Annotated in this window: 20 protein-coding genes and 1 pseudogene; 10 read left to right on the top strand and 11 right to left on the bottom strand. The window is 74.7% G+C overall.

Annotated elements, in window-relative coordinates:
- Positions 1 to 128 precede the first annotated feature (128 nt).
- The gene (locus AB0F01_RS24515) at positions 129 to 869 is read right to left on the bottom strand and encodes a VOC family protein (RefSeq protein ID WP_362099585.1); all 741 of its coding nucleotides are present in this window, start codon (positions 867 to 869) and stop codon (positions 129 to 131) included.
- Positions 870 to 1,003: 134 nt separating this feature from the next.
- Between AB0F01_RS24515 and AB0F01_RS24520 the strand changes: the two genes are divergently transcribed.
- Entirely contained in the window at positions 1,004 to 1,639 is a 636-nt protein-coding gene (locus AB0F01_RS24520) for a TetR family transcriptional regulator (RefSeq protein WP_362099785.1), read from the top strand.
- Between the two features lie 443 nt (positions 1,640 to 2,082).
- Here the strand turns inward: AB0F01_RS24520 and AB0F01_RS24525 are convergent, their stop codons facing one another.
- Entirely contained in the window at positions 2,083 to 2,535 is a 453-nt protein-coding gene (locus AB0F01_RS24525) for an Lrp/AsnC family transcriptional regulator (RefSeq protein ID WP_362099588.1), read from the bottom strand.
- An 82-nt stretch (positions 2,536 to 2,617) separates the two neighbouring features.
- Here AB0F01_RS24525 and AB0F01_RS24530 point away from each other — a divergent pair, with 82 nt between their 5' ends.
- From AB0F01_RS24530 to AB0F01_RS24540, 3 genes and pseudogenes are all read left to right on the top strand, one after another.
- Positions 2,618 to 3,244 carry a LysE family translocator gene (locus AB0F01_RS24530; protein WP_362099591.1) on the top strand — a complete coding sequence of 209 codons (627 nt, stop codon included), beginning with the start codon at positions 2,618 to 2,620 and terminating at the stop codon, positions 3,242 to 3,244.
- 158 nt (positions 3,245 to 3,402) lie between these two features.
- Positions 3,403 to 3,831 (top strand): pyridoxamine 5'-phosphate oxidase family protein, encoded by a 429-nt coding sequence (locus AB0F01_RS24535; protein WP_362099593.1) that lies wholly within the window; start codon positions 3,403 to 3,405, stop codon positions 3,829 to 3,831.
- A 242-nt stretch (positions 3,832 to 4,073) separates the two neighbouring features.
- Positions 4,074 to 4,730: pseudogene (locus AB0F01_RS24540) on the top strand (pyridoxal 5'-phosphate synthase); the annotation flags it as partial.
- Positions 4,731 to 5,036: 306 nt separating this feature from the next.
- On the opposite strand, the gene AB0F01_RS24545 reads toward AB0F01_RS24540, so the two are convergent.
- Positions 5,037 to 5,969, bottom strand: coding sequence for a GNAT family N-acetyltransferase (locus tag AB0F01_RS24545; RefSeq protein ID WP_362099596.1), 933 nt, complete (start codon positions 5,967 to 5,969; stop codon positions 5,037 to 5,039).
- A gap of 177 nt (positions 5,970 to 6,146) precedes the next feature.
- Here AB0F01_RS24545 and AB0F01_RS24550 point away from each other — a divergent pair, with 177 nt between their 5' ends.
- The gene (locus tag AB0F01_RS24550) at positions 6,147 to 7,355 is read left to right on the top strand and encodes an NAD(P)/FAD-dependent oxidoreductase (protein WP_362099599.1); all 1,209 of its coding nucleotides are present in this window, start codon (positions 6,147 to 6,149) and stop codon (positions 7,353 to 7,355) included.
- Positions 7,356 to 7,376: 21 nt separating this feature from the next.
- Here AB0F01_RS24550 and AB0F01_RS24555 read toward each other — a convergent pair whose 3' ends face one another.
- The gene (locus AB0F01_RS24555; RefSeq protein ID WP_362099787.1) at positions 7,377 to 8,624 is read right to left on the bottom strand and encodes an MFS transporter; all 1,248 of its coding nucleotides are present in this window, start codon (positions 8,622 to 8,624) and stop codon (positions 7,377 to 7,379) included.
- Positions 8,625 to 8,870: 246 nt separating this feature from the next.
- On the opposite strand from AB0F01_RS24555, the gene AB0F01_RS24560 reads away from it, so the two are divergent.
- Positions 8,871 to 10,049 carry a helix-turn-helix domain-containing protein gene (locus tag AB0F01_RS24560; protein WP_362099602.1) on the top strand — a complete coding sequence of 393 codons (1,179 nt, stop codon included), beginning with the start codon at positions 8,871 to 8,873 and terminating at the stop codon, positions 10,047 to 10,049.
- A gap of 804 nt (positions 10,050 to 10,853) precedes the next feature.
- On the opposite strand, the gene AB0F01_RS24565 is transcribed toward AB0F01_RS24560, so the two are convergent.
- The 3 genes from AB0F01_RS24565 to AB0F01_RS24575 form a co-directional block, all read right to left on the bottom strand.
- Positions 10,854 to 11,324, bottom strand: coding sequence for an ATP-binding protein (locus AB0F01_RS24565; RefSeq protein ID WP_362099605.1), 471 nt, complete (start codon positions 11,322 to 11,324; stop codon positions 10,854 to 10,856).
- Between the two features lie 1,188 nt (positions 11,325 to 12,512).
- The gene (locus AB0F01_RS24570; protein ID WP_362099607.1) at positions 12,513 to 13,025 is read right to left on the bottom strand and encodes an EF-hand domain-containing protein; all 513 of its coding nucleotides are present in this window, start codon (positions 13,023 to 13,025) and stop codon (positions 12,513 to 12,515) included.
- 323 nt (positions 13,026 to 13,348) lie between these two features.
- Positions 13,349 to 13,729 carry an STAS domain-containing protein gene (locus AB0F01_RS24575; protein ID WP_362099610.1) on the bottom strand — a complete coding sequence of 127 codons (381 nt, stop codon included), beginning with the start codon at positions 13,727 to 13,729 and terminating at the stop codon, positions 13,349 to 13,351.
- Between the two features lie 311 nt (positions 13,730 to 14,040).
- Between AB0F01_RS24575 and AB0F01_RS24580 the strand changes: the two genes are divergently transcribed.
- Entirely contained in the window at positions 14,041 to 14,622 is a 582-nt protein-coding gene (locus AB0F01_RS24580) for a sigma-70 family RNA polymerase sigma factor (protein ID WP_362099613.1), read from the top strand.
- Positions 14,619 to 15,989, top strand: coding sequence for a zf-HC2 domain-containing protein (locus AB0F01_RS24585; RefSeq protein ID WP_362099616.1), 1,371 nt, complete (start codon positions 14,619 to 14,621; stop codon positions 15,987 to 15,989). The genes AB0F01_RS24580 and AB0F01_RS24585 overlap by 4 nt, the downstream gene beginning before the upstream one ends.
- Positions 15,990 to 16,187: 198 nt before the next feature.
- On the opposite strand, the gene purU is transcribed toward AB0F01_RS24585, so the two are convergent.
- Together purU and AB0F01_RS24595 are read right to left on the bottom strand one after the other, a co-directional pair.
- A complete protein-coding gene (purU, locus tag AB0F01_RS24590) occupies positions 16,188 to 17,069 on the bottom strand; it encodes a formyltetrahydrofolate deformylase (RefSeq protein ID WP_362099619.1) in 882 nt (293 codons plus the stop codon).
- Positions 17,070 to 17,116: 47 nt separating this feature from the next.
- Positions 17,117 to 17,563, bottom strand: coding sequence for a hypothetical protein (locus AB0F01_RS24595; RefSeq protein ID WP_362099622.1), 447 nt, complete (start codon positions 17,561 to 17,563; stop codon positions 17,117 to 17,119).
- 172 nt (positions 17,564 to 17,735) lie between these two features.
- Here AB0F01_RS24595 and AB0F01_RS24600 point away from each other — a divergent pair, with 172 nt between their 5' ends.
- The gene (locus AB0F01_RS24600) at positions 17,736 to 19,058 is read left to right on the top strand and encodes an ABC transporter substrate-binding protein (protein WP_362099625.1); all 1,323 of its coding nucleotides are present in this window, start codon (positions 17,736 to 17,738) and stop codon (positions 19,056 to 19,058) included.
- Between the two features lie 107 nt (positions 19,059 to 19,165).
- Here the strand turns inward: AB0F01_RS24600 and AB0F01_RS24605 are convergent, their stop codons facing one another.
- Positions 19,166 to 21,004 carry a hypothetical protein gene (locus tag AB0F01_RS24605; protein ID WP_362099628.1) on the bottom strand — a complete coding sequence of 613 codons (1,839 nt, stop codon included), beginning with the start codon at positions 21,002 to 21,004 and terminating at the stop codon, positions 19,166 to 19,168.
- 216 nt (positions 21,005 to 21,220) lie between these two features.
- Complete coding sequence (locus AB0F01_RS24610) at positions 21,221 to 22,606, bottom strand: transcriptional regulator (protein WP_362099631.1); 1,386 nt, start codon at positions 22,604 to 22,606, stop codon at positions 21,221 to 21,223.
- A gap of 290 nt (positions 22,607 to 22,896) precedes the next feature.
- Between AB0F01_RS24610 and AB0F01_RS24615 the strand changes: the two genes are divergently transcribed.
- Positions 22,897 to 23,550 (top strand): bifunctional DNA primase/polymerase, encoded by a 654-nt coding sequence (locus AB0F01_RS24615; protein WP_362099634.1) that lies wholly within the window; start codon positions 22,897 to 22,899, stop codon positions 23,548 to 23,550.
- Positions 23,551 to 23,586 lie beyond the last annotated feature (36 nt).

The raw sequence follows: 23,586 nt of genomic DNA on the forward strand, positions 1-23,586 counted from the left end.
CGCACCGCCGCGGCGGCACGCCCCCCGATTCTTCCTGTCCGGCGCGCAGGTTGCGAACCCGGGGACAAAGGGGATGTCCAGTGATTTTCACGACAGGTACGACTCGGGCGGCACGTCGGGCGGGCGGCTCAGCGGCGCAGCAGTGCGAAGGACGCCCCCTGGTTGTCGGTGACGACGGCCACCGTGCCGTAGGACGTCTCGAAGGGCGGGACCTGCACGCGTCCGCCGAGCCGGGTCACCTCCGCCATCGTGGCGGCCGGGTCCTCGACGGCGAAGTGCACCAGGAAGTGGGGCGGCATCTCGGCGGGGAAGACGTCGGAGACGGGGGCGCGGCCGAAGTCGGGCTCGGCGTCCGGCCCGAACAGGGCGTCGTGGAAGAGGTCACCGTAGAAGTCGTTGGCCGCCTCGGTGTCCCGTGTGTACAGCTGGACCCACGCGAAGGTGCCGGGCTCCCGGCGGCGGCCGAAGCCGCGGTGCCCGTCCGGCTGCCACAGCCCGAACACGGCGCCCTCGGGGTCGGTGACGAGGGCCGCGGTGCCCAGCCCGTCGACCGGCAGCGGGGCGGAGACGATCTGCCCGCCCGCCGCACGGATCCGCCGGCAGAGCGCCTCGGCGTCCGGGGTGGAGAAGGAGACCGTCCACACGGTGGGGAGCCGGCCGTCGGTCTTCCGTCCGAGGGAGGCGACGGGCTCACCGTCCTTCAGCGCCCGCACCCGGCCCTCGGGACGCTCCTCGAAGGTCCACCCGAAGAGGTCGCCGTAGAACCGCCGGCCCGCCGCCACGTCCGGCAGCTGCACGTCGGCCCAGCACGGCGCACCCTCCGCGTACTCCGCCGCCCCTGCATGACGCGATGCACTGTTTTCGGCCATGCCGCCAACGTAACCACGTCGCCCGCACCCCGCAGACCAGGCACACCACGGTCCAGGAACCCCCACACCCCATTTGCAGTCGGCCGAATCGCGCTCCCATGCCCCCTCGGTAAGCTGACGACATGACAGGACAAGTGCGTACCGTGGACGGCCGCGTGGCCGGACGACGTGGGCAGGCGACCCGGCAGAAGCTGCTCGACTGTCTCGGCGAGATGCTCAGCTCCTCCCCCTACCGGGACGTCAAAGTCATCGATGTCGCCAGGAAGGCCGGAACCTCGCCGGCCACCTTCTACCAGTATTTTCCGGACGTCGAGGGCGCGGTCTTGGAGATCGCCGACCGGACGGCCGCCGAGGCCGCCGAACTGGCCGGGCTGCTGGAGGGCCGCTCCTGGGCCGGCAAGGCCGGCTGGCAGACGGCGCAGGAACTCGTCGACGGCTTCCTGGACTTCTGGCGACGCAACGACGCGATCCTGCGGGTCGTCGACCTCGGGGCGGCCGAGGGCGACAAGCGCTTCTACAAGCTCCGGATGAAGATCCTCAACTCGGTGAACAGCTCCCTGGCGGACGCGGTCACCGAGCTGCAGGCCAAGGGACGGATCGACAAGGACGTGAACCCGGCGGCGATCGCCGGCTTCCTCGTCACCATGCTCGCGGCGGTCGCCTCGCACCAGAAGGGGTTCACCTCCTGGGGCGTGAAGCAGGCGGAACTCAAGCCGAACCTCGCGCTGCTGGTGCACCTCGGGGTCACCGGCCGCAAGCCGACCCGGTAACCGCGCGGGGACCTGCGCCTCCCTCGCCTCTCGGGCCTCCTTCGCTTGCGGGCTCACCTCGTCTCGGGCCTCCCTCGCTTGCGGGCTTACCTTCGTCTCGGGACTCCCTCGCTTGCGGGCTTACCTCGCTTGCGGGCTTACCTCGCTTCCCGGGCCTCCGGTGGCTCGTGCGTCTTCTCCTTCCCCTTCTTCCCCCTCGTCTCCTTCGCCTCCCCCGCTTCTTCGGGGCTGCGGCACTTCTTGCGTGTTCCCCGGCGCTGTAGTCCTCCTCGGCTTGCTCGACGCCGGCTCCCTCCTCGCCCTCATCGCTCCCGCGCCGCTGTCGTGCTCCTCGGCTTCCTCACCTTCCTCGCCCTCTCAGCATCCGCAAGTCCTGTCCGACAGGCGGCGGTTCACTTCGGTGGACCGCCGCCTGTTCCGTACCCGGTCCGCCCGGACGCCGCTCAGGCGGGCAGCGGGCGGTCCTTCACCAGGTGCTTCATCACCAGCGTGGACGTCAGCCGCTGCACGCCCGGCAGGGTCGTCAGCCGCTCGTCGTAGAGCCGCTGGTAGGCGGACAGGTCGGCGGCGACCACCCGCAGCAGGTAGTCCGGCTCCCCGAACAGCCGCTGGGCCTCCAGCACCTCGGGCACCTCGCTCACCGCCTGCTCGAACTCCCGGACCGTCTCCCGGTCCTCCTGCCGCATGGACACGAAGACCAGCGCCTCGAAGGTGAGCCCCACCGCCGCCGGGTCGACCACCGCCCGGTACCCGCTGATCGCTCCCGACCGTTCCAGCTCCCGCAGCCGCCGGTGACAGGGCGAGACGCTCAGCCGCACCCGCGCCGCCAGCTCGGTCACGGTCAGCCGCCCGTCCAGCTGGAGCTCCGCAAGAATTTTCCGGTCCATGTCGTCCATGGGGGAAACCTTGCCCCAACAGGCGGCTGAACGGGAAAAATACGGGAACACATTCGGCCCGAACCCACCTAATCTCGCCCTCATGGACACCGGGACCCTCCTCACCTTCCTCGCCCTCGACCTGATGCTGGTGTGCGTCCCGGGTGCCGACTGGGCCTACACGATCTCGGCGGGACTGCGCGGACGGTCGGTGGCGGCCTCGGTCGGCGGTCTGGTCGCCGGGTACGCCCTGCACACGGTGCTGGCGGCCGCCGGGCTGGCGGTCCTCGTCGCGGGGTCCCCGGTGCTGCTCACGGTCCTCACCGTGGCGGGGGCGGCGTATCTGGTGTGGCTGGGCTGGAGCGTGCTGCGCCGCCCGGGAACGCCGGGCGCCCATGCCGGCTCCCCCGACGAGAGCGGTGTCCGCGCCTTCCGTCAGGGGGCCGTGATCAGCGGCCTGAATCCCAAGGGCCTGCTGCTCTACCTCTCGGTGCTCCCCCAGTTCCTGGTCACCGGGCCCGACGCCCACCTGCCTGTGGCGGCGCAGACCGTCGTCCTGGGGCTGGCGCACATGGCGTGCTGCGCGGCCGTCTACCTCGCGGTGGGCGCCGGTGCGCGTGCCGTCCTGGGCGCCCGTCCGGCTGCGGCGCGGGCGGTGGTCCGCACCTCGGGGGCCGCGATGCTCGGCATCGGCGCCCTCCTGCTGGTGCAGCGGCTCGCGGTGCTCTGACGCGAGCCGCACGCGGGCCGCAGCACGGCGGGTTTCCGCCATCCGGGGGACGGGTGGAACCCGGCGGTGTCCCGACCTCGTTGTGCCGCACGCGAGCGCACGGTACGCCCGCCGCCCGCGTGTACGGTCCGACGCTTCCCGTCCTCCGGAGGAACCCCATGGCTGCCCTGAGCCGCGAAGAGCGTGAACAGTTCCTGGCCGAGCCCCTCGTCGCCGCCCTCTCCGTCACCGGGGAGGCCGGACGGGCGCCGCTGACGGTGCCGATCTGGTACCAGTACGCGCCCGGCGGGGACGCCTGGATCCTGACCGGTCTGCACAGCCGCAAGAACAAGCTGATCGGTGCGGCCGGCCGGTTCTCCCTCATGGTCGACCGCGTCGAACCCACGCTCCGTTACGTCTCGGTCGAGGGCCCGGTCCTCGACACCGTCCCCGCCACCGTCGAGAAGCTGCGGGAGATCTCCGCACGCTATCTCCCGGCCGACAAGGTCGACGGCTACGTCGACTACGCCTGGAAGAACCACGGCGAGCAGGTCGTCGTCCGCATGCGTCCGGAGCGGTGGGTGTCCTCGGACCTCGGCTCGTTCTGATCCGTCCGTCGGCGTGATCCGTCCGTCGGCGGCGGGCGGCCGGGCGCGCCATGACGTGCCGTTTCGCCGTGCCGGGCCGGGCCGTGCCGTGCCGGGCCGTGCCGGGCCGGCTGGTGCCCCGGTCCGGGTGCCCAGGTCCGGGTGGCCCGCGACGGACAGCGGCCCGCGACGGACAATGAGGCATGGCCGACGATCCGCACGAGTCGCACGAGTCGCACCAGCCGAACGAGCCGATGGAGCCGATGGAGCCGAACGAGCTGGACGAGCTGGACGAGTTGCTGAGGTCCCTGCGGGTGTGGGACCCGGAGGTCACCGAGCTGCCACCGCTGGACCCGGGCACCGCGCCGGACGAGCCGTTGCCGCTGTTCACGCGCTGGCTCGCCGAGGTGGCGGCGGCCGGGCAGCGCGAACCGCACACCCCGACCCTGGCCACCTCCGACGAGGCGGGGCGGCCGGACGCCCGGGTCGTGATGCTGCACGGCGCGGACGCCGACGGCTGGTCCTTCGCCACCCACGCCCACAGCCGCAAGGGCACCCAGCTGGCTGCCCGCCCGTATGCCGCACTGGTCTTCCACTGGCCGGTCCTGGGGCGCCAGGTACGGGTCCGCGGGCCCGTCGCGGCGGCCCCGGCCGAGGAGGCTCGCGCCGATCTGCGGGTGCGCTCCACCGGCGCGCTGGCCGCCGCCCTCACCGGGCGGCAGAGCGAGGTGCTGGACTCGGTGGAGGAGCTGGCCCGGGCCTCGGAAGCGGCCTGGGAACGGGCCACCTCCGAGCCGGACGCCCCCGTGCCGTCCTGGACGCTGTACCGGCTGCACCCGGAGGAGGTGGAGTTCTTCCAGGGCGACGCCCGCCGCCGCCACGTCCGGCTGCGGTACCGGCTACGCGCCGCGGAGGGTGGCGGGGCCGTCGACGATGCGGGGCCCGGTGACGGGCACGGACACATCCCTGCGGACGGGGACACGCACGGACACGTCCCCGCGGACGGGGACGTGGGCGGGGACGTGGACGGCAACACGGACGGGCGCGGCACGGCGGGGCGGTGGCTCCGCGAGCTGCTCTGGCCGTAGCCGCTCCTTCCCTCCCGGTGTGCACCGGCCCCCGCCTCACGCCGAAAGCCGCCCCCGGCCTCCCACCGGAAGCCGGTCCCCGGCCCCGCAGCGTGAGCCGGCCCTCGGGTCCGCCGTGCGCCGCTCCCCGCCGGGCCGTCACGCCCCGGCGGCTGCGGGGACGTCCCGCGGGGCGTCCCGCGTGGGGGCCCCGAAGTCGTACACGGTGAAGTCGGCGATCGGACGGTAACCGAGGCGCTGGTAGAGGCCGTTGCTGGTGGGGTTGGCCAGGTCGGTGAAGAGCAGGACCTCCTCGGCGCCCTCCGCCACCGCCGCCCGGCTCACCTCGGCCGTGGCCGCACCGGCGTATCCGCGCCCGCGCAGCTCGACAGGCGTGTACACGCCCACCACGCGGGACTGCCCGGCCACGATCGGGGAGCGGCAGGCCATGGCGGCCGGGGTGCCGTCCGGGAGCTCCCAGAGGACGACCTCGCCGGCCCCGGCACGGGCGTCCGCCCAGCCGTCCGGGTCCTGTGGCGGGGCCTGGCCCACGGCGGCACAGAAGTCCCCGTACCAGGCGGCCAGTTGCGTCCGGTCCGCCGGGCCCGCGACCCGGGCGCGACCGGGGGGCGCCGGCGTGGGCACGGTCAACTCGCCCAGCCGGTACAGGCGCTGACGCTCGCGCACGGTGGCGGGGGCGCCCGTCCGGCGGCGCCAGGCGTCGGCGAAGGCGGCGGCCGTGTCCTGCTCGGCGTGCACGCCGGGCAGCGCCCGGCCGAGGTCCGCGAGCCGGGCGGCCAGGGCGTCCGCCTCGGGGGCCGTCAGCGGCGTGAGGTGCAGCCGGTGCGGTGGTGTGCGCAGGAAGGCGGCTTCGACGGTCCCGTCGCGTTCCAGCACGCCGAACTCGGGGGTGCCGTCACCGTAGGCGTGCGGGCCCCGCGTGCTCAGGGTCCGGGTGACGGTGAGCAGCATCGTGTGCAGGGCCGCGCGTGAGGGGAGGAACGATCCGGCCCGGGTGAGGAAGGCGTCGGTGTCCGCGGGCAGGCACCAGTCGGCGGTGCTCGCGGGGGCTGGGGCGTCTGTGGTGTCCATGGCTCATGGTGCCCACCGGCCCCGGCCCGGCGCCTCTCCTTTTCCTCCGGGGCGGACGGTGCCCGTGCCACTCACGTCGGCGGAGCCGGTCCCGGCCCGCACAGTTGTGATCGATCCGCAACCAATTCCCGTCTTGACCGATACCCATCAAGGAGGTGCCCGCATACGCTCGCGTTCATGGCCGACTCCGACTCCACCAGATCCGCCCCGCCCACGGCTCCGCAGCCCGCCGACCGCCCCGTCTACGTGATCGGCGGCGGCCCGGGCGGACTCGCCGCCGCCCAGGCGCTCCGCGCCCGGGGGATACGCGCCGTCGTCCTGGAGCGGTCCGAGGCCGTGGGCGCTTCGTGGCGCCGGCACTACGACCGGCTGCGCCTGCACACCACCCGGCGCCTGTCCGCGCTGCCCGGCCTGCCGATGCCGCGCCGGTTCGGCCGCTGGGTGTCCCGGGACGACGTGGTGCGGTACCTGGAGAAGTACGCCGAGCACCACCGTCTGGAGATCGTCACCGGCGTCGAGGTCGACCGCGTCGAGCGCACCGCCGACGGCACCGGCTGGCTGCTGCGCGCCACCGGCGGCCGGGAACTGACCGGTGCCGCCGTGGTCGTCGCCACTGGCTACAACCACACGCCCCGGGTGCCGGACTGGCCCGGCCGCGCCTCGTACACCGGCGAGTTCCTGCACGCCCACGCGTACCGCAACCCGGTGCCCTTCGCGGGCCGGGACGTGCTGGTCGCGGGCGTCGGCAACACGGGGGCGGAGATCGCCGTCGACCTGGTGGAGGGCGGTGCCGCGCGGGTGCGGCTGTCCGTGCGCACGGCGCCGCACATCGTGCGCCGCTCGACGGCGGGCTGGCCCGCCCAGTACTCCGGCGTGCTGGTGCGGCGGCTGCCGGTCGGCCTGGTCGACCGGCTGAGCCGGGCGCAGGCCCGGGTGGCCCTGCCGGACCTGTCGGCGCACGGGCTGCCCCGGCCGGACACCGGCCTCTACAGCCGGGTGCTGGAGGGCGCCATCCCCGTGCAGGACGTGGGCCTGGTCGACGCGGTGCGCACGGGCCGGGTGGAGATCGTGGCCGCGGTGGAGGGGTTCGACGACGGCGCGGTGCTGCTCGCCGACGGCACGCGCATCGAGCCCGACGCGGTCGTCGCGGCCACCGGTTACGTCCGTGCGCTGGAGGGGCTCGTCGGCCACCTGGGCGTGCTCGACGACCGCGGCAGGCCGGTGGCGCACGGCGGCCGTTCCCCCGCCGGCGCGCCCGGCCTGTACTTCACCGGCTTCACCAACCCCATCAGCGGCAACCTCCGTGAGATGGCCCTCGACGCGGAACGGATCGCGCGGGCGGTCGCGCGCCGCGGGGCGCCGGGCGTGTCCCGCCTGCCGGCCTGACAGGCCCCCGGGGCACCCGCCCTACGGCGTCACCGCCCCCGCGGGCAGGGCCGGACGGCGGCGGATCACCAGGGCCATCAGGGCCGCCGCCGCGCACAGGGCGCCCGAGGCGTACCAGACCACGTCGTAGGAGCCGAACACGTCCCGGGCGACGCCGCCGAGAAAGGCGACGACGGCCGCGCCGACCTGGTGCGAGGCGAGCACCCAGCCGAAGACGATCGCGCTGTCGTCCCCGTAGTGCTCGCGGCACAGGGCGAGGGTGGGCGGGACGGTGGCCACCCAGTCGAGGCCGTAGAAGACGATGAAGAAGACCATCGGGGGCTGCACCGTGGGCGCGAGCAGCATCGGAAGGAACAGCAGGGAGACGCCGCGCAGCGCGTAGTAGACGGCGAGCAGGCGGCGGGCCTCGAAGCGGTCGGTGAACCAGCCGGAGGCCACCGTGCCGACCACGTCGAAGACCCCGATGACGGCGAGCAGGGAGGCGGCGGCCGTGATGGGCATGCCGTGGTCGTGGGAGGCGGGCACGAAGTGGGTCTGGATCAGGCCGTTGGTCGAGGCGCCGCAGATCGCGAAGGAGCCCGCGAGCAGCCAGAAGGGGCCGGTGCGGGCCGCCCGGAACAGCACCGTGACCGCGCGCCGGGCCGCCCCGGGCACGGGCACCGGCTTCGGCACGAACTCCTTCGCCCCGTAGGGCTTCAGCCCGACGTCCGCCGGGTGGTCGTGCAGCAGGAGCCAGACGAACGGCACGACCGCGAGGGCGGCGAGTGCCGTGGTGACGGCCGCCGGACGCCAGTCGTGGGTGGCGACGATCCAGGACAGCACCGGCAGGAAGATCAGCTGCCCGGAGGCGGACGCGGCCGTGAGGATGCCGGTGACCAGGCCCCGCCGCTCGGTGAACCAGCGGTTGGTGACGGTCGCCGCGAAGGCCAGCGCCATGGAGCCGGAGCCGAGCCCCACCAACAGGCCCCAGCACAGCATCAGTTGCCAGGCGGCCGTCATCCACACCGTCAGGCCCGAGCCGAGCGCGATGACGGTGAGCGCCCCGGCCACGACCCGGCGGATGCCGTAGCGGTCCATCAGCGCCGCCGCGAAGGGGGCGGTGAGGCCGTAGAGCGCGAGGTTCACGGACACGGCGGCGCCGATGGTGCCGCGGGACCAGCCGAATTCCTCGTGGAGCGGGTCGATGAACAGGCCCGGGACGGACCGGAAGGCCGCCGCGCCGATGATCGTCACGAAGGTCACGGCGGCGACGAACCAGGCCCGGTGCACGCGTCGTCCCGCCGGACCCCCCGCACCCCGGCCGCCGCCCCGCTCGTCGCCGGGCCGCCGGTCGCCCCGCTCGTCGCCGGGCCGTCGGCCGGTGGCTGTCCGCGGTCCCGCGTGCGCTTCCTGTTCCGGCCCGGGCCGCTTGCCGGCGGCGGCCGTCCCCCTGATGTGTGTCACGCCCAAGAGCTTCGGTGACCGGCCGTCCGCGCAACGAGTGGCCCGGAGGACAGTATTCGCTAGGATCGGGCCATGGATCCGGCCGCGCCCCCTCCCGCACCCGACGGCTTCCGGCCGCACCGGGTCGTCGTCCTCGCGCTCGACGGGCTGCTGCCCTTCGAGACCGGCATCCCGCACCGCATCTTCGGCGGCCCACGGGACGCCCGGGGACGGCGGCTGTACGAAGTCGTCACCTGCTCCGTCCGGCCGCCGGGGCCGGTGGAGACCGACGCCGACTTCACCCTGCACGTCGCCCACGGACCCGAGGCCCTCGCCACCGCCGACACCGTGGTCGTCCCGGCCTCCTACGAGCTGGGCCCGGTGTACGACCGCGGCGAACTGACGCCGGAACTGGCGGCGGCGCTCGCCCTGGTGCGGCCCGGCGCGCGGATCGCGTCCATCTGCACCGGCGTCTACGTCCTGGCCGCCGCCGGGCGCCTCGACGGCCGGCCGGCCACCACCCACTGGGCGGACGCGGAGCGCTTCCAGCGCCTCTTCCCGCGCATCCGGGTCGACCCCGACGTGCTGTTCATCGACGACGGCGACATCCTGACCTCGGCGGGCGTCGCGGCCGGGATCGACCTCTGCCTGCACATGGTGCGCCGCGACCACGGCGCCGCCGTCGCCAACGACGTGGCCCGCCGTACCGTCGTGCCGCCGCACCGCGACGGCGGGCAGGCGCAGTACATCGAGCGGCCGGTCCCGGATCCGCAGCAGGCGTCCACCACGCGGGCCCGCGCGTGGGCGCTGGAGCGGCTGCACGAGCCGATCCAGCTGCGGGACCTGGCGGCGCGGGAGTCGATGTCGGTGCGGACCTTCACCCGCCGGTTCCGGGAGGAGGCCGGGGTCAGTCCCGGTCAGTGGCTGACCCGGCAGCGGGTGGAGCGGGCGCGGCACCTGCTGGAGACGACCGACCGGTCCGTGGACCAGGTGGCCCACGACTGCGGTTTCGGCACGGCGCAGTCGATGCGGCAGCACCTCCAGGCGGCGCTGGGGGTGACCCCGACCGCCTACCGGCGCACGTTCCGCACCGGCACCGGGCGCGACCGAGGCCGGGGGGCGGGCCACGGGGCGGAACGGGCGCCCGCGGAACGGCTCGCGCCGGTCCCGGCCACCGAGCCCGCGGTCACCGCTCCCGTCGGCGACACCGGTCCCGAGCCCGTTCCCGGCCCCGGGCGCGCCCCCGCCCCGGTGACCGCCGTCGGCGCCTGAGCGCCCCGGGCACCGGCGCGGCGCCGGGCGGTCCCGCATGAGTGGCCGGATCAGTGGCCGGATCCCGAAAAGTTGTCCACAGCCTGTGGAGGAACTCGGCAGCCCCCGACGCCGGTCGCCCCCGGCGGGCCGCCCCCGACATGGGCCGCCCCCGACACCGCTCGTGCCGCATCCCGTCCCTCGTGGCAATCCGCCGCGGCCGGCCGTGACGACGTCGGCGGCGGTGCGGTGCCGGCCGCCCCGAACACGGCCTCTCCGCACCGCCGTTCCGACTCGGCGATCCCTCCCGGGCTCCCCCGGGAACCGCCCCCGCCCCGAAGTGCGGTGGGCCGTTCCCGCCCAGGACCTCACGAAGGACCGCTCCTGCCCGGTTCCCTCCGGAGACTGCGACGCCGCGTCACGACCCGCACTCGCCGAGGACCTCCCCCCTTCGAGTCCCTCGCCGTCCCCTCGCGGCGGATCGCTGAGCACCAGAGTGGTGAGCCGGTCACGTCACGTCAACACCGATTGCTGCACGTTCGTCCGGTTCGCCGCTGATGCACCGTTCGCCGCCCGCCGCGCACGGAAGCACGCCCGGCGCACCACACGCGACCCCGCCGCACGCGGCTCCGCACCCGTGCGCCCGTGCCCCCGCACCGGCCACCCCCGGCAACGGCAACGGCAGCGGCAACGGCAGCGGCAGCGGCAGCGGCAGCGGCACGCCAGGGTCCGAAGCCGACACCGACACGCTCGATGCGCTCGACTCACTTGACGCCCTCGGAGCACTCGACGCGCTCGGGGCACTCGACGCACTCCACGGCGCGCCTACACCGCTTCGTAGGCCAGCCCGTCGTAGGTCACTGTGGCGCCACCGCACACCGGGGCGGCGCCACCGGGCTCGGCGCAGCGGTCGAGTTCGCACCAGATGCGCTTGCCGGTGCCCTCGGAGCTCCAGCCCCAGCGGTCGGCCAGGCCGTCGACCAGGGCGAGGCCGCGCCCGCCGGTCGCGTCACCGTCCACGCACCGCGGTACCGGCGCCCGGCCGCTGCGGTCGGCCACCTCCAGCCGAACGGTGGCGCTCTCGTCCGTCCCGTCCGCCCCGTCCGGCAGGGACAGGCAGAGCACGGCCGGACAACCGGTGTGCACCACGGCGTTGGTGACCAGCTCCGAGACGAGCAGGATCAGGGTCTCGGCGATCGGCTCGTCGGGCCCTATGCCGGAGCAGGCCAGTCGCGAGCGGGCCCACCGCCGGGCTCGCCCCACCTCGGCGGGGTCGGGCCGGATATCCAGCTGCACTCGAAGCACCTGCACCGCTCACACCATCCGAACCGGCGGACACTTAGGCTCGCGCCTCACGTAGGCCACGATCGTAGCCATTTTCTGCATGGCCAGAACGACGGCCGGGGAAGGGATCACGGACCGTGAATCCCGTCTGGCACAGCATGGTTGACGTTCCGTCACCCCAACAAGCGCTTCGGGCATATTCCAGCGCGAAGGAGTACCCGTGGGGCATACTGTGCGACGCCCGCTCCGGGGAGTCGAACAGGCGGCGCCGACAGGCCCGGCCGCCCGGCGAGAAGGCGCAGTCACCAGCGGGTCCGGCGCGGCCCCGAGGGCAACTCCGGTGCGGTGCGTGCTCATAACCACTCGCATCTCACACAAGGTACCGGAGCGGACGCCCGGCGACAGGCCGTGACGAGTCACCCGCGGGACACAACCCGGTATCGACGCTCCGTGACCCCCTGATGCCACGATCCGTGACATCGCCTTCCGTTCGCCCGGCCGCCCGGAGGAAAGCGCAGACGGGGCGCCCGCACCGCGACCGTCGACACCCGTACCCACCGCCAACGCTTCCTCACCTTGCGTGACTTGGCGGGCGCTGCCGCGGTCCCGCTCGGGGCGCGCCACGGGGTGCCGGGAGCCTCCGGGTGCCCGGTGCACCGTGCCGCCGTTCACCTGGGGAAGTCCGGCACCGGCACAGGGCGTCCGGCCCGCGGGGCGCGGCGTGGCGGTGACGCCGTGGGGACCGGCGGTGAGGCCGGGGCACCTGACGACGGCGGGACCGTCGGGTGGCGGCCGTGACGGGGGCCGGCGCCCGTGCGGCGGCGCCGTGACGGCGGTGACGGCAGCCCGGCGGGCGGGCCGTTCCGGGGGCGCGCCGAGACGCCGGGGCAACGGGTGGGCCGCCGGGCGGAAGACGTGCGCGAGCCGCCCGAAGTGTTCGAGGGTCCGGGCGTGTTGCACCGGCCGCGCGCCCGCAGGGACGCGGCCCTCGTGAGCGTTGGCGGCCGGACGCCGGAGCGATGCACCGGATGCACCGGGGGACCGGACACGGGCCCGGACAGGACCCGGAAGGGACTGAGACGGGCGCCGGACGGGAGTCGGACGCGGACAGCGGAGGGCCGCGAGGGATACGCGGGGCCGCGGAAAGGAACGGCGCCCCGCACGGGTGCGGGGCGCCGACGGGGCGGGGCGTCGCGGGAGTTACTCGGGGACGGTGAAGTAGCGGGCGAAGGACCGCACGATCTCGTCCTCACCGATCCGGTCGTCGCCGTCCGTGTCCAGCGTGGCCGCGGCGGTGCGGGCCAGGTCGCCCTCGACGCCGAGCGCCACGAGGACGCGGGCGGCCTCCTCGACGGTGGCCGCACCGTCACCGTCGCCGTCCGCCACGGCGAGGGCCGCCTGCAGGAAGGGGCGCGCGATCTCGCCGAACCGGTCCGGGGTGTCGCGCAGTCGCTTCAGCGCACCGTTGACGAACTCGTCACGGGTGATGCGCTGGTCGCCGTCGCGATCCGCGATCCCGGCCATGCCCTGCCAGAACGCCTCCGCCCCGCCGTACAGGGACTGCCCCCGGTCGGAACGGGCCGCGACGTCGAACTCCGCCAGCAGCGTCTTGGCCGCGTGGAAGAAGTCCTCGCGGTCGATGTAGCCGTTGCCGTTCTGGTCGAACGAGGCGAAGCGGTCCGCGATCCTGCGGTCGTGCTCGCTGGTGACCATGTCTTTTTCAGGCCGCCTTAGGTGTCAGTGGGTTCTTCTCGCTCGGAGCGTACGTCGTGGGGGACGGTCCCGGGGACCGGAAACGGCACCTGTGCCGGGACCGGGCACGTTCCGCGACACCCCTGTCGCTCCCTTCGGGGTGCGCGATGCCCGGGGCCGCGGCCGGGGGCGCGCGACCGGACAGGACGAACCGGACCGGCCGGACCATCCGGCACTCCGCCCCGGACGTTCCGAACCCCGCTTCGGGCAGGCCCCGGTGAGCGTCCGCGTACGACGGCCCCACGGGTCCGCGTCTTCGTCTCCGCCGTCGTCCTCGTGCGCGGTCAGGCCGACAGCGGGCGGGCGTCCTCGTCCACGGCGGAGGGCACGTCCGGGTGGATGTCGAAGAGTCGGCGCACACCGAGTGCGCCCAGCACTTTGTTCACGTGACTGCCGTCGGCGGCGCCCCGGGCGGGGAGGATCAGCCGCAGTTCACCCCCGCAGGAGCGCAGCAGGCGCCGGGCGCCTATGAGCACGCCGACCCCGCTGGAGTCGCAGAACCACACGTCGGACAGGTCGAGGACGAGACTGTGCCGGCCGTCCGCCACGGCGTCGTGCACCCGTTGGCGCAGCACCGGGGACGTCATCAGGTCCAGCTCGCCCGACACCCGGAGCACGGCCCATGCGCCCTGCTCCCCGTCGGTCACTGTGAAGGTCACCACCACGCCCTTCGCTCGCCGAAACGGAAGCAGTCCCTACGCTTCCTTGCAGCGCGGCTGCCCACCGGCCGTTTCCCCGAAACGCGAGATCAGAAACGGTTACCGAACAGAAAAGGCTTGATTCAGTCGACTTCGATCCTATTCGATCGGTTCTGATCGGCTGCAGGGGGGTAGGGCGTCCTGCAGCCACGGCCGCGCGTCCTACCACGTACGGCCGCGCGGGGGGCGCACATTGCCACAAAGGGGCGTGCGTCCCTGGTGACGCCGACTACATTCGGGGACGAGGCGGACGAGGCGAACAGGGGGTGAGGGGCCGCGTGGCGAAACGGAACGGACCGCCCCGGTGGGACCGCACGATGCAGCAGAGGCTGGTGCGCGGCGAGGCCGCCGCCCTCGGCGAGCTCTACGACCGCTTCGCCTCCCTGGTGCACGGTCTCGCCCACCGGGTCCTCGGGGACGAGCGCGCCGCCGACGCGGTCACCCGGGACGTCTTCTCGCACGTCTGGGAGCACCCGGACACCTACGACCCCCGGCAGGGCAACCTGCGCGCCTGGCTCGCCGGGCTGGCCCACCGGCTGGCGGTGCAGCGGCTGCGCGTGACGGAGACCGCCGCCCTCGCCCGGGGCGGTCCCGGCACACCGGAGGAACTCGAGCACAAGGTGCGCCACGCCTCGGTGGCCGCCCGCGCCGACTACATCGTCCAGTCCATGCCGGTGCCGCTGCGGGCGGCGCTGGAGCTGGCGTACTTCCAGCGGCGCGACTACCGGCAGACCGCCGCCGACCTCGGCGTCACCGAGGACGAGGCCCGCCGCCGGCTCCGGCTGGGCCTCCAGCTGCTCTCCACGGCCCATGACACCGACGCCTCGGGCGGCCCGCCGGGCATCGGGGGTGCCGCATGAACGACGACCGCTTCGCCTCCGACCACGGCGACAGCGACGGGGGCGGCGAGGACGGCGGACACGGTGGCGGCCTCCCGGGGCCCCCGCACCACGGCCCGAACCCGGGCACGCCCCCGGCATACGGGTCGGACGGTACGCCCGCCGGCGCACCCGGCGACGACCCCCGCGTCCCGCTCCCCCAGCCCTCCGCGGAGGACGGCGCGCCGCCCCCGCCCGCACCCGCCGGGAGCGCGGGCGTCGTCCCCCGGGCCGAACCGGCGGTCCTGGACCACCGGGTGCTGACGTCCCTGCTGGGCGCCTGGGCGCTGGCCGCCTGCGCCCCGGAGGAGGCGGCGGCGGTCGAGGAACACCTCGGCGAGTGCGGGCCCTGCGCCGACGAGGCCCTGCGCCTGCGCGAGGCGGTCGGCCTGCTCCAGCGGCCCGAGAGCCTCGACCTGGACCCCGGCCTGCGCACCCGCGTCCTGGACTCCTGCCTGGAACGCCGCCCGCCCCGCATCCCCGTGCCCGACTGGGCCGCCGCCTACGACGCGGAGACCGCGCGGCTGGACGCGCTGCTCCAGGACTTCGGCGACGCCGAGTGGCACGCCCCGGTCCGGCTGCGCTGGTACCGGGCCGACGAGGCGACCACCCGCCGGACCACCGTCGCCGGCGTGATCGCCCACCTGCTGACCGTCGACGGGATGGTCGCCGTCGCCCTCGGCCTGGACGATCCGCTCGGCGAGGTCGCGGCCGAGCGGGACACCCCGGCCGCGCGCACCGAGGCGTACTGGCGGGCCGCCCACGTCCCGCACACCCGCGCGGTGCGGGCGCCCTGGCGGGAACAGACCCACAACCTGGTGCGCACCGTGTCCTCCGCCGGGGACCGGACCGGTGACCTGCCGGTGCCCTACGGCGACTTCGAACTGCCGCTGCACGACGCCATGCTGGACCGGGCCTTCGAGTGCTGGGTGCACGCGGAGGACATCGCGGAGGCCGTCGACTACCCCTATGACCCGCCCACCGGACGGCACTTGCACCGCATGGTCGACCTGGCGGCCCGGATGCTGCCGAGCGTGCTGGAGGCGCGCCGGCGGTCCGGGCTGGCCACGCCCGTCGAGCGGCACCTGGTCGCCGCCGGTGAACCGGGGCGGAGCCTGCGGCTGGAGATCGAGGGCTCCGGCGGCGGCGAGTGGCTGATCCCGCTGGACTCGCCGGCCGCGAAGGGGTCCGCCGAGCACGAGGTGGCCCACGTCGCCCTGGACGGGGCGGAGTTCTGCCGCCTGGCCGCCGGACACGTCACCCCGCAGGAGGCGGCGGCCGGGCAGGTCGGGGACCGGGAGGCGATCCGGGACGTGCTGTACGCGGCGGCGAGCCTGAGCCGAATGTGACCGGCCGCCCAGTGGCGGACGCCGGACCGGCCGGTGACGAGCTCCGGGCCGACCAGCGGCGGACGCCGGGTCGGCCGGTGGCCAGTGCCGCGGCAGGCAACGTCTGCCCCTCAGGAGCGGCGTCCGGTGCAGCGAGAGCACGCACCTGACGCCGCACGGCCGCCCCGCGGGCGGACGACGGGAACGTGACGACAGGACCTAGGCGAAGACGACCGTGCGCCGCCCGTTCAGCAGGATCCTGCGCTCGGCGTGCCACTTGACCGCGCGGGCCAGCGCCTGGCACTCGACGTCGCGGCCGATGGCGACGAGCTGGTCGGGGGAGACGTCGTGGCCCACCCGCTCGACCTCCTGCTCGATGATCGGGCCCTCGTCGAGGTCGGCGGTGACGTAGTGCGCGGTGGCGCCGATCAGCTTCACGCCCCGGGCGTGCGCCTGGTGGTACGGCTTGGCGCCCTTGAAGCTGGGGAGGAAGGAGTGGTGGATGTTGATGATCCGCCCGGGAAGCTGCTTGCACAGGTCGTCGGAGAGGACCTGCATGTAGCGGGCGAGGACGACCAGTTCGACCCGCTCCTCGTGGACGATGTCCAGCAGCTTCGCCTCGGCCTCGGGCTTGGTGTCCTTCGTCACCGGGATGTGGTGGAAGGGGATGTTGTACGAAGCCACGAGTTCGGCGAAGTCGGTGTGGTTGGAGACCACGCCGGCGATCTCCACCGGCAGCGCCCCGGTGCGTGCACGGAACAGCAGGTCGTTCAGGCAGTGCCCGAAGCGGCTCACCATCAGCAGGATGCGCATCTTCTCGTCGGCCCGGTCGATGTGCCAGTCCATCTGGAAGGCGTCGCCGATCGCGGCGAAGCTGGCCCGCAGCTTGTCCACCGTGACCGGTGCCTCGGCGGAGAAGTGCACCCGCATGAAGAACAGGCCCGTGTCGTGGTCGCCGAACTGCTGGCTGTCCTCGATGTTGCAACCGGTCATGAACAGGTAGCTCGACACGGCGTGGACGATGCCCTGCTTGTCGGGGCAGAACAGGGTGAGGACGTACTGGTCGGCCGGGGCCGCGACTCGGGTGGACTGCTCGCTCATGCGGGCAAGGGTCCCACATCGGGGCCGGCGGCCGACGGGCCGTTCCGCTACGCGGACCGCGTCAGGATCTGCAGCACTTCCAGGGTGCGCGGCGGGGCGTCGGGGTCCTCGCCGTCGCTCGCCGCCATCCGCACGTGCGCGTCCCGCGCCGCCCGGACCGCCTCCGGCCAGCCCTGGTGCTCCAGGTAGGCGGTGACGGGCGCGTCCGGGCCGACCTGGTGCATGATCCGCAGCACCCGCAGCACCGCGGTGTCGACCAGCGCGGCCTCCTGGGAGTCGCGGAAGATCGTGCCGACGTACTTCTCGGCGGACCAGTTGTCCAGCCAGGTGTCCTCGACCAGGCGGTAGACCGCGTCGGTGACGTCCCCGTAGCCGTCCACCCCGGCCAGCCAGACGTCCCGCTGGAACCCGGGGTCGGAGAGCATGTGCAGCGCGGAGCGCACATTGCTGCGCCAGCGCCACCACGGCATGTCGTTGAGTGGCATGCCGCCCATGGTGGACGAGCGACGGCCGCGACGGGAAGTGTTCTCCGAACCCTGCACGGTCGTCGATCGTACGTTTCCGCCGTCCGGTCCCGGCACCGGACCCCGTAATTCACCTCGCTGTCACCGGACGTCGACCAAGGGTCACTCCGGGGTTGGCCGTGTGACGGAATCGTGCGGGGCCATGACCGGCAGGCGACCCACCCGCAGCACTGTCCTCCCCCGTCCTCTCTCGCGCCTCCTCCCCCGGCGCCGCAGAGCCGGCGCGCTGACCACGGGTGCGCTCGCGGCGTGCGTGTCGCTCATCGCGGGCTGCGGGGTCGTCCCCGGTGCCACGGGGGGCTCCGGGGACGACGGCCCGATCACCGTCATGACGTGGGCGCCGGAGAAGACCGCCGCCACCAACAAGCCCGGCATGCCCGCCTTCGCCCGGGCCTACGCCCGCTGGATCAACGAGCGCGGCGGCCTCGACGGCCGCGAACTGAAGGTCCTGACCTGCAACGAACGCAACGACAGCGTCACCGCCGCGCGGTGTGCGCGGCGGGCGGTCGAGGAGGGCGTGGTCGCCGTCGTCGGCTCCTACAGCCAGCACGCCGACTCCTTCCTGCGCACCCTGGAGGGCGCGGGCATCGCGTACATCGGCGGCTACGGCATGACCGAGGAGGAGTTCACCAGCCCGCTGTCCTACCCCGTCAACGGCGGCCAGCCCGCCCTGCTGGCCGGGCTCGGCCGCACCCTCGCCGACCGGTGCGGGCCGGTCGCCCTGGTCCGGCCGGACAGCATCGTCGGGGACCAGCTGCCCAAGCTGCTTGACTCGGGACTGGTGGCGGGCGGCCACGCCCCGGCCGGCGACCAGCGGGCTCCCGAGGAGGCCACCGCGTACGACGCCGAGGTGCGGCAGGCACTGGAGCGGGCCACCGCCGACCAGGAGCGGCAGGGCTGCGTGGTGCCGGCGCTCGGGGACCGTACGAGCACCTTCATGGACTCCTTCCGGCGGGCCCGGCAGAAGTTCCCCGACGTCCGCACCGGGACGGTGCTCGGCAGCCTCGACCAGAGCACCGTCGACGCGTCCGGCGGGGCGTCCGGCCCCTACGAGGGGTCGTTCGTCACCGGCTGGTACCCGCACGCCGGTGACCGGCGCTGGGAGCCGATGAAGCAGGTGATCGAGGAGGCGGCGTTCGGCGACAACCGGATCGACCCGGGCGACGCGGGCGTGCAGACCACCTGGATCGCGTACACGGTCCTGCGGCAGGCGGTCGAGTCGCTCGACGGCGGGGAGGTGACCGCCCGGACCGTGGCGCGGGCCCTGCGGAGCGGGCTGAAGGTCACCACCGGCGGGCTCACCCCGACGCTGCGCTGGTCGTTCCACGACAAGCTGGCCGCGGTCGGCTATCCGCGGCTGGTGAACGCGCAGGTGACGCTCCAGGTGGTGCGGGACGGCCGGCTGGTGTCGGCCCGGGACGGCTTCACCGACGTGACGGAGACCCTGCTGGACGCCGACCTGTGAGGTGACGCCCGGCGGGCGCGGGCGGGAGGGATCCGCCCCGGATCACCACGGGGGCGGGGCCGGTGGGAGGTGTCCTCCCGCCGGCCCCGCCCCGTCGCGGCTCCGGGTCACAGCTGGGCCGGCTGACGCTCCGTGAGGCCGTACTGCTTGGCGATCGCGTTCCACAGCCGGGCGGCCTTGCCCTTCTCCGCGGTCGCGGTGCCGCTGGCGCGGTTGCCGGCCTGGGTCCGGCCGGTGGTGCGCGCCTGGCCCTTGCGGCAGCCCCGCTTGCCGGCGGTCTGGTCGGCCCAGGCGGCGTAGTGGTTGTCCGCCGCGGCGGACGCCTTCCACGCCTTGGTGAGCGCGGTGGTGAGCGCCTGGTGGTCGGGCAGCTTGTCCACGGAGAGCGCGGAGAGGTCGGTGACCAGCTGGTTGCGCTGCCCGGCCGCGTCCCGCAGGTCCTTGGCCGCCTTGGCCAGGTCCTTGCACTGCTTCACGTCCGCGACCGCGTTGATCACGGTGGCCCGGCTCTCACCGCTGTGGGCGAGCAGCTTGTCCAGTTCGACGGCCTGCTGCCGGGCCGGGTCGACGGTGGGAGTGGGGGTGGGGGTGGGCGAGGGCTGCGTGCTCGCCGGGGCGGACGCGGACACCGGCTGGTTCCGGTCGCCGTCGTCGCTGCCGCCCCCGCCGCCGAGCAGCGCGCCCGCCCCGACACCGAGGACGGCGATGCCGACGCCCACGGCGGCGAGCAGGGGCACCCGGGAGCCGGTGCGGCCACCGCCCCGGCCGGCGGGCCCGGAGGCGCGTCGGCTGCCGCCACCGCCCGGGCCGGACGGCGGGACCGATGCCCGGCCGGGCACCGGGTCCTCGATGCGCGGCATCTGCTGGGTGGCGCCGGCCGGGCCCTCGTCGCTGCGGAAGAGGTTGTCGAACTCGGCGGGCGGCTGCCGGTGGTCGTCACCGGCGGGGGCGCCGTAGGGCGCGGGGCCCTGGTCGGTGACCGGGGCGATGTACTGGGTGGCCTCGGCGTCCGGGTCACCGGCGGGCGGGAACGCGCCGTGCCCGGCCGGGCCCTGCGGGTGGTGCCCCGGAGGGGAGGCGGGGTGCGGGCCGGCGGACATCTCGGGCGGCAGTGCGCCCGGACCCGCCGCGGGTATCGGGGGTATGTACTGCGTCGGGCCCTCGTCGACGGGGGCGGCGGGCACCGGCGGCAGGAACTGGGTGGCCCCCTCCGCCCCGTCGGCCGCCCCTCCCCCGGGTCCGGCCGGGACGGGCGGCAGGTACTGGGTCGCGCCCTCGGGCGACACCTGCGGCTGCGCGGCGGCGGCGCCGTAACCGGGGTGGGGCGTGTGGGGAGCGTGAGGCGCGCGAGGCGCGTGAGGCGCGTACGGGTCGTGCGGGGCCTGCGGCGTCTGCGGGGCGTAGGGGTCGTGGGAGCCGTACGGGTTCTGGGAGCCGTAGGGGTCCTGCGGCGCCGGAGCCCCGCCGTGACCGCCGTCCGGTGCTCCGTAGGCGTCGGTCCGCGGGGCGGGCGCTCCGTAGCCGGCGTCCGGCCCCTGCGGGTGGGCGCCGTGGGCGGGCGGGCCGCCGTGCGACGCGGGCGGGGCGCCCTCGGGCGGCAGCGGGCCCGGGCCGCGCCGGCCGTCCTGGCCGCCCCAGCCGGACTCGGCGGGGCCGCCCCACTGCTGCGCGCCGGGAGACGGTGACGCGGGCGTCGAGGGCTGCCAGTCCTGGCCGGTCACCGGTGCGGACGCCTGCTGCCCCGGACCCCACGGCTCGCCCCACGTCCGGCCGCCGGACGGCGCCGAGGGCGCCTGTCCGCCGTCGGCGCCCGGGGCGCCCGGTACGGGACCGGCGGGCGGGGCCGACAGGCCCGGCACCAAGGGGTCACCGCCGTCGGAGGGCAGCACGATGCCTTCGCGCGCGGGGCGCGCCGAGGGCTCCTCGCCCTGTCCACTCTGCGTCACCGGTACTCCTACCCATGGGGGACCTCGTGCGTCGTCGGCTCACGCTACCGGGTCCCCCGAGCGCGGTGCCACGCAGCACGGGGCGACTGCTCCTGCCCAGCGGGAGCAGTAACAAAACCACGTCACGGCACGCTGTTCATGGCTCCTTTCCCACGTCAACTCCGTGACAGGCGCGGGCAGTACGCCGTACACCGGGTGGTACCGGTGTGTTCTCCCTCACGCCGCGACGGGCAGCGCGGTGCGGGCGCCGAACTCGCGGACCGCCGGCTCGTCCCGGTACGGCTCCAGGCGCTGCCGCAGGTCCTCCAGGTACTCGGCGCCGCGGTCGGAGCGCAGTCCCTCGAGCAGTTCGACCGCTTGCAGGCCCGTGCTGCAGGCCGCATCGATCTCCCGCTGCTGCACCTGCGCCGTGGCCAGCAGCACATGGCCGATGGCCCGCCGCCGCGCCCGTGACTCCGGGTGTCCGGCCAGCGCCGCCCGGGCGCACCGCTCGGCGGCCCGGGCCTGCCCGAGGTCCCGGTGGCAGTGGGCCAACTCGTCGGCGAGGTAGGCCTCGTCGAAGTGCCGGATCCACGGCGGGTCGTCCCCGGCGGCCGGGTCGGCCGCCTCCAGGGCGCTCATCGCGCGCCCGGCGGACGTCTCGGCGGCGCGCACGTCGCCCATCAGGGCGTGGCCGCGCGCCTCGGCCGCGTGGAACATGGACTCGGCGCGCGGTGTCGCCCGCCCGCGCGCGCCCTCCTGCGCGGCCCGCGCCAACTGCGCGATCTCGCGCGGGTTCCCGAGCTGCGCCGCGAGGTGGCTCATGGAGGCGGCGAGCACGTACCCGCCGTACCCGCGGTCCCCGGCGGCCTGGGCCAGGCGCAGCGCCTGGATGTAGTACCGCTGGGCGAGGCCCGGTTGGCCCGTGTCGACGGCCATGTACCCGGCCAGCTCGGTCAACCGGGCGACGGCCGCGAACAGTTCGCGGCCCACGGCCTCCCGGTAGGAGCCGGTCAGCAGTCCGGAGACGACGCTGTTGAGGTAGTGCACGACGACCGGGCGCACGTGCCCGCTGCCGTACTGGTGGTCGAGGTCCACCAGGGCCTGGGTCATGGAGCGCACCGCGCCCACGTCGGACCGGCCCACGCGGGGGCCCGCCGAGCGGGCGACCTGGGCGTCGGGGACGGAGATCAGCCAGTCCCGGCTGGGTTCCACCAGCGCGGAGGCGGCGACGGAGGAGCCGGACAGGAAGTCCCGGCGTCCCACGTCGCTGCGCCACAGCTCACACACCTGCTCGATGGCGCCCAGTACCGTCGGCGAGAACTGGAGGCCCACTCCCGAGGCGAGGTTCTTGCCGTTGGCCATCCCGATCTCGTCGATCGTGACCGTGCGGCCGAGTTTGCGGCCCAGTGCCTCCGCGATGACCGCCGGTGCCCGGCCGCGCGGCTGCTGACCGCGCAGCCAGCGGGCCACCGACGTCTTGTCGTACCGCAGGTCGAGGCCGTGTTCGGCCCCGCACAGGTTGACCCTGCGGGCGAGGCCGGCGTTGGAGCACCCGGCCTCCTGGATGAGCGCCTGCAGCCGTTCGTTCGGCTGTCGCGCGACGAGTGGCCTCGCGGCCATGGCGTACCCCCTGCTGTCTCGGCGGCTCCCGCGGCCGTACCCCCCGCGTTCCCGCGGCGAGTTGCGGCCGTGAAGATCAATGCCCCACCCCGGTGCCGAAAATGCGAGGTGTGTGAGGTTTGCCGGTGTTGTTGCCGGTCCCGGCCCTTCTCCTGGTTACCCACGCGTGGAGGCGGATCCCCCTGCGCGCCCCCACCGGTGCACCCATGCGCCCCGGTCGCGGGGCGGGTGCTCTCCCCCGCGCACGTGCACGGGCGTAACCCCTGGTGACGGCCGTAGTTGTGTTCATCGTGGAAGAGACGATCCCGGGCACCGAAGCCGCACAGATCCCGAAGCAGCGCGGGGAATCGCTGCTGGACACCGCAGTTCGCTACGTCGAGGAGCGGCACTGGGACGTGTTCCCGGGGACCTGGCTCGAACCGGTGGACGGCGTCCAGCGCTGCTCCTGCGGTGACGCCGCGTGTCCCGCCCCCGGCGCACACCCCGCGGGACCGGAGTGGGCGGACCGGGCGACGGGCAGCGCGACCGTCGCCCGCCGCCTGTGGCAGGACCGGCCGACGGCGTCCGTCCTGCTGCCCACGGGCCGTACCTTCGACGCGATCTCCGTCCCGGAGACGGCCGGGTTCCTCGCCCTCGCGCGCATGGAACGGATGGAGCTGACGCTCGGTCCGGTCACGCTGACGCCGTACCGGCGCATGGAGTTCTTCGTCCTGCCCGGTGCGGCGGCGAAGGTGCCCGACCTGGTCCGCACGCTGGGCTGGGCGCCGTCCTCGCTGGATCTGGTGGTGCTGGGCGAGGGCGCCTGGGTGGCCGCGCCGCCCACCCGCTTCGGCTCCCGGGGCGCCGTGCAGTGGGCCTGCCGGCCGACTCCGGCCAACCGCTGGCTGCCGGACGCGGAGGAGTTGATCTCGCCGCTGGCCTACGCGTGCGGACGGGAGCGCTAGGCGACGCGCCCGCGCGCCCCTGAGCGACCCCCGGGT

It is taken from the genome of Streptomyces sp. NPDC029526, assembly GCF_040637405.1.
Taxonomy (GTDB): Bacteria; Actinomycetota; Actinomycetes; order Streptomycetales; family Streptomycetaceae; genus Streptomyces.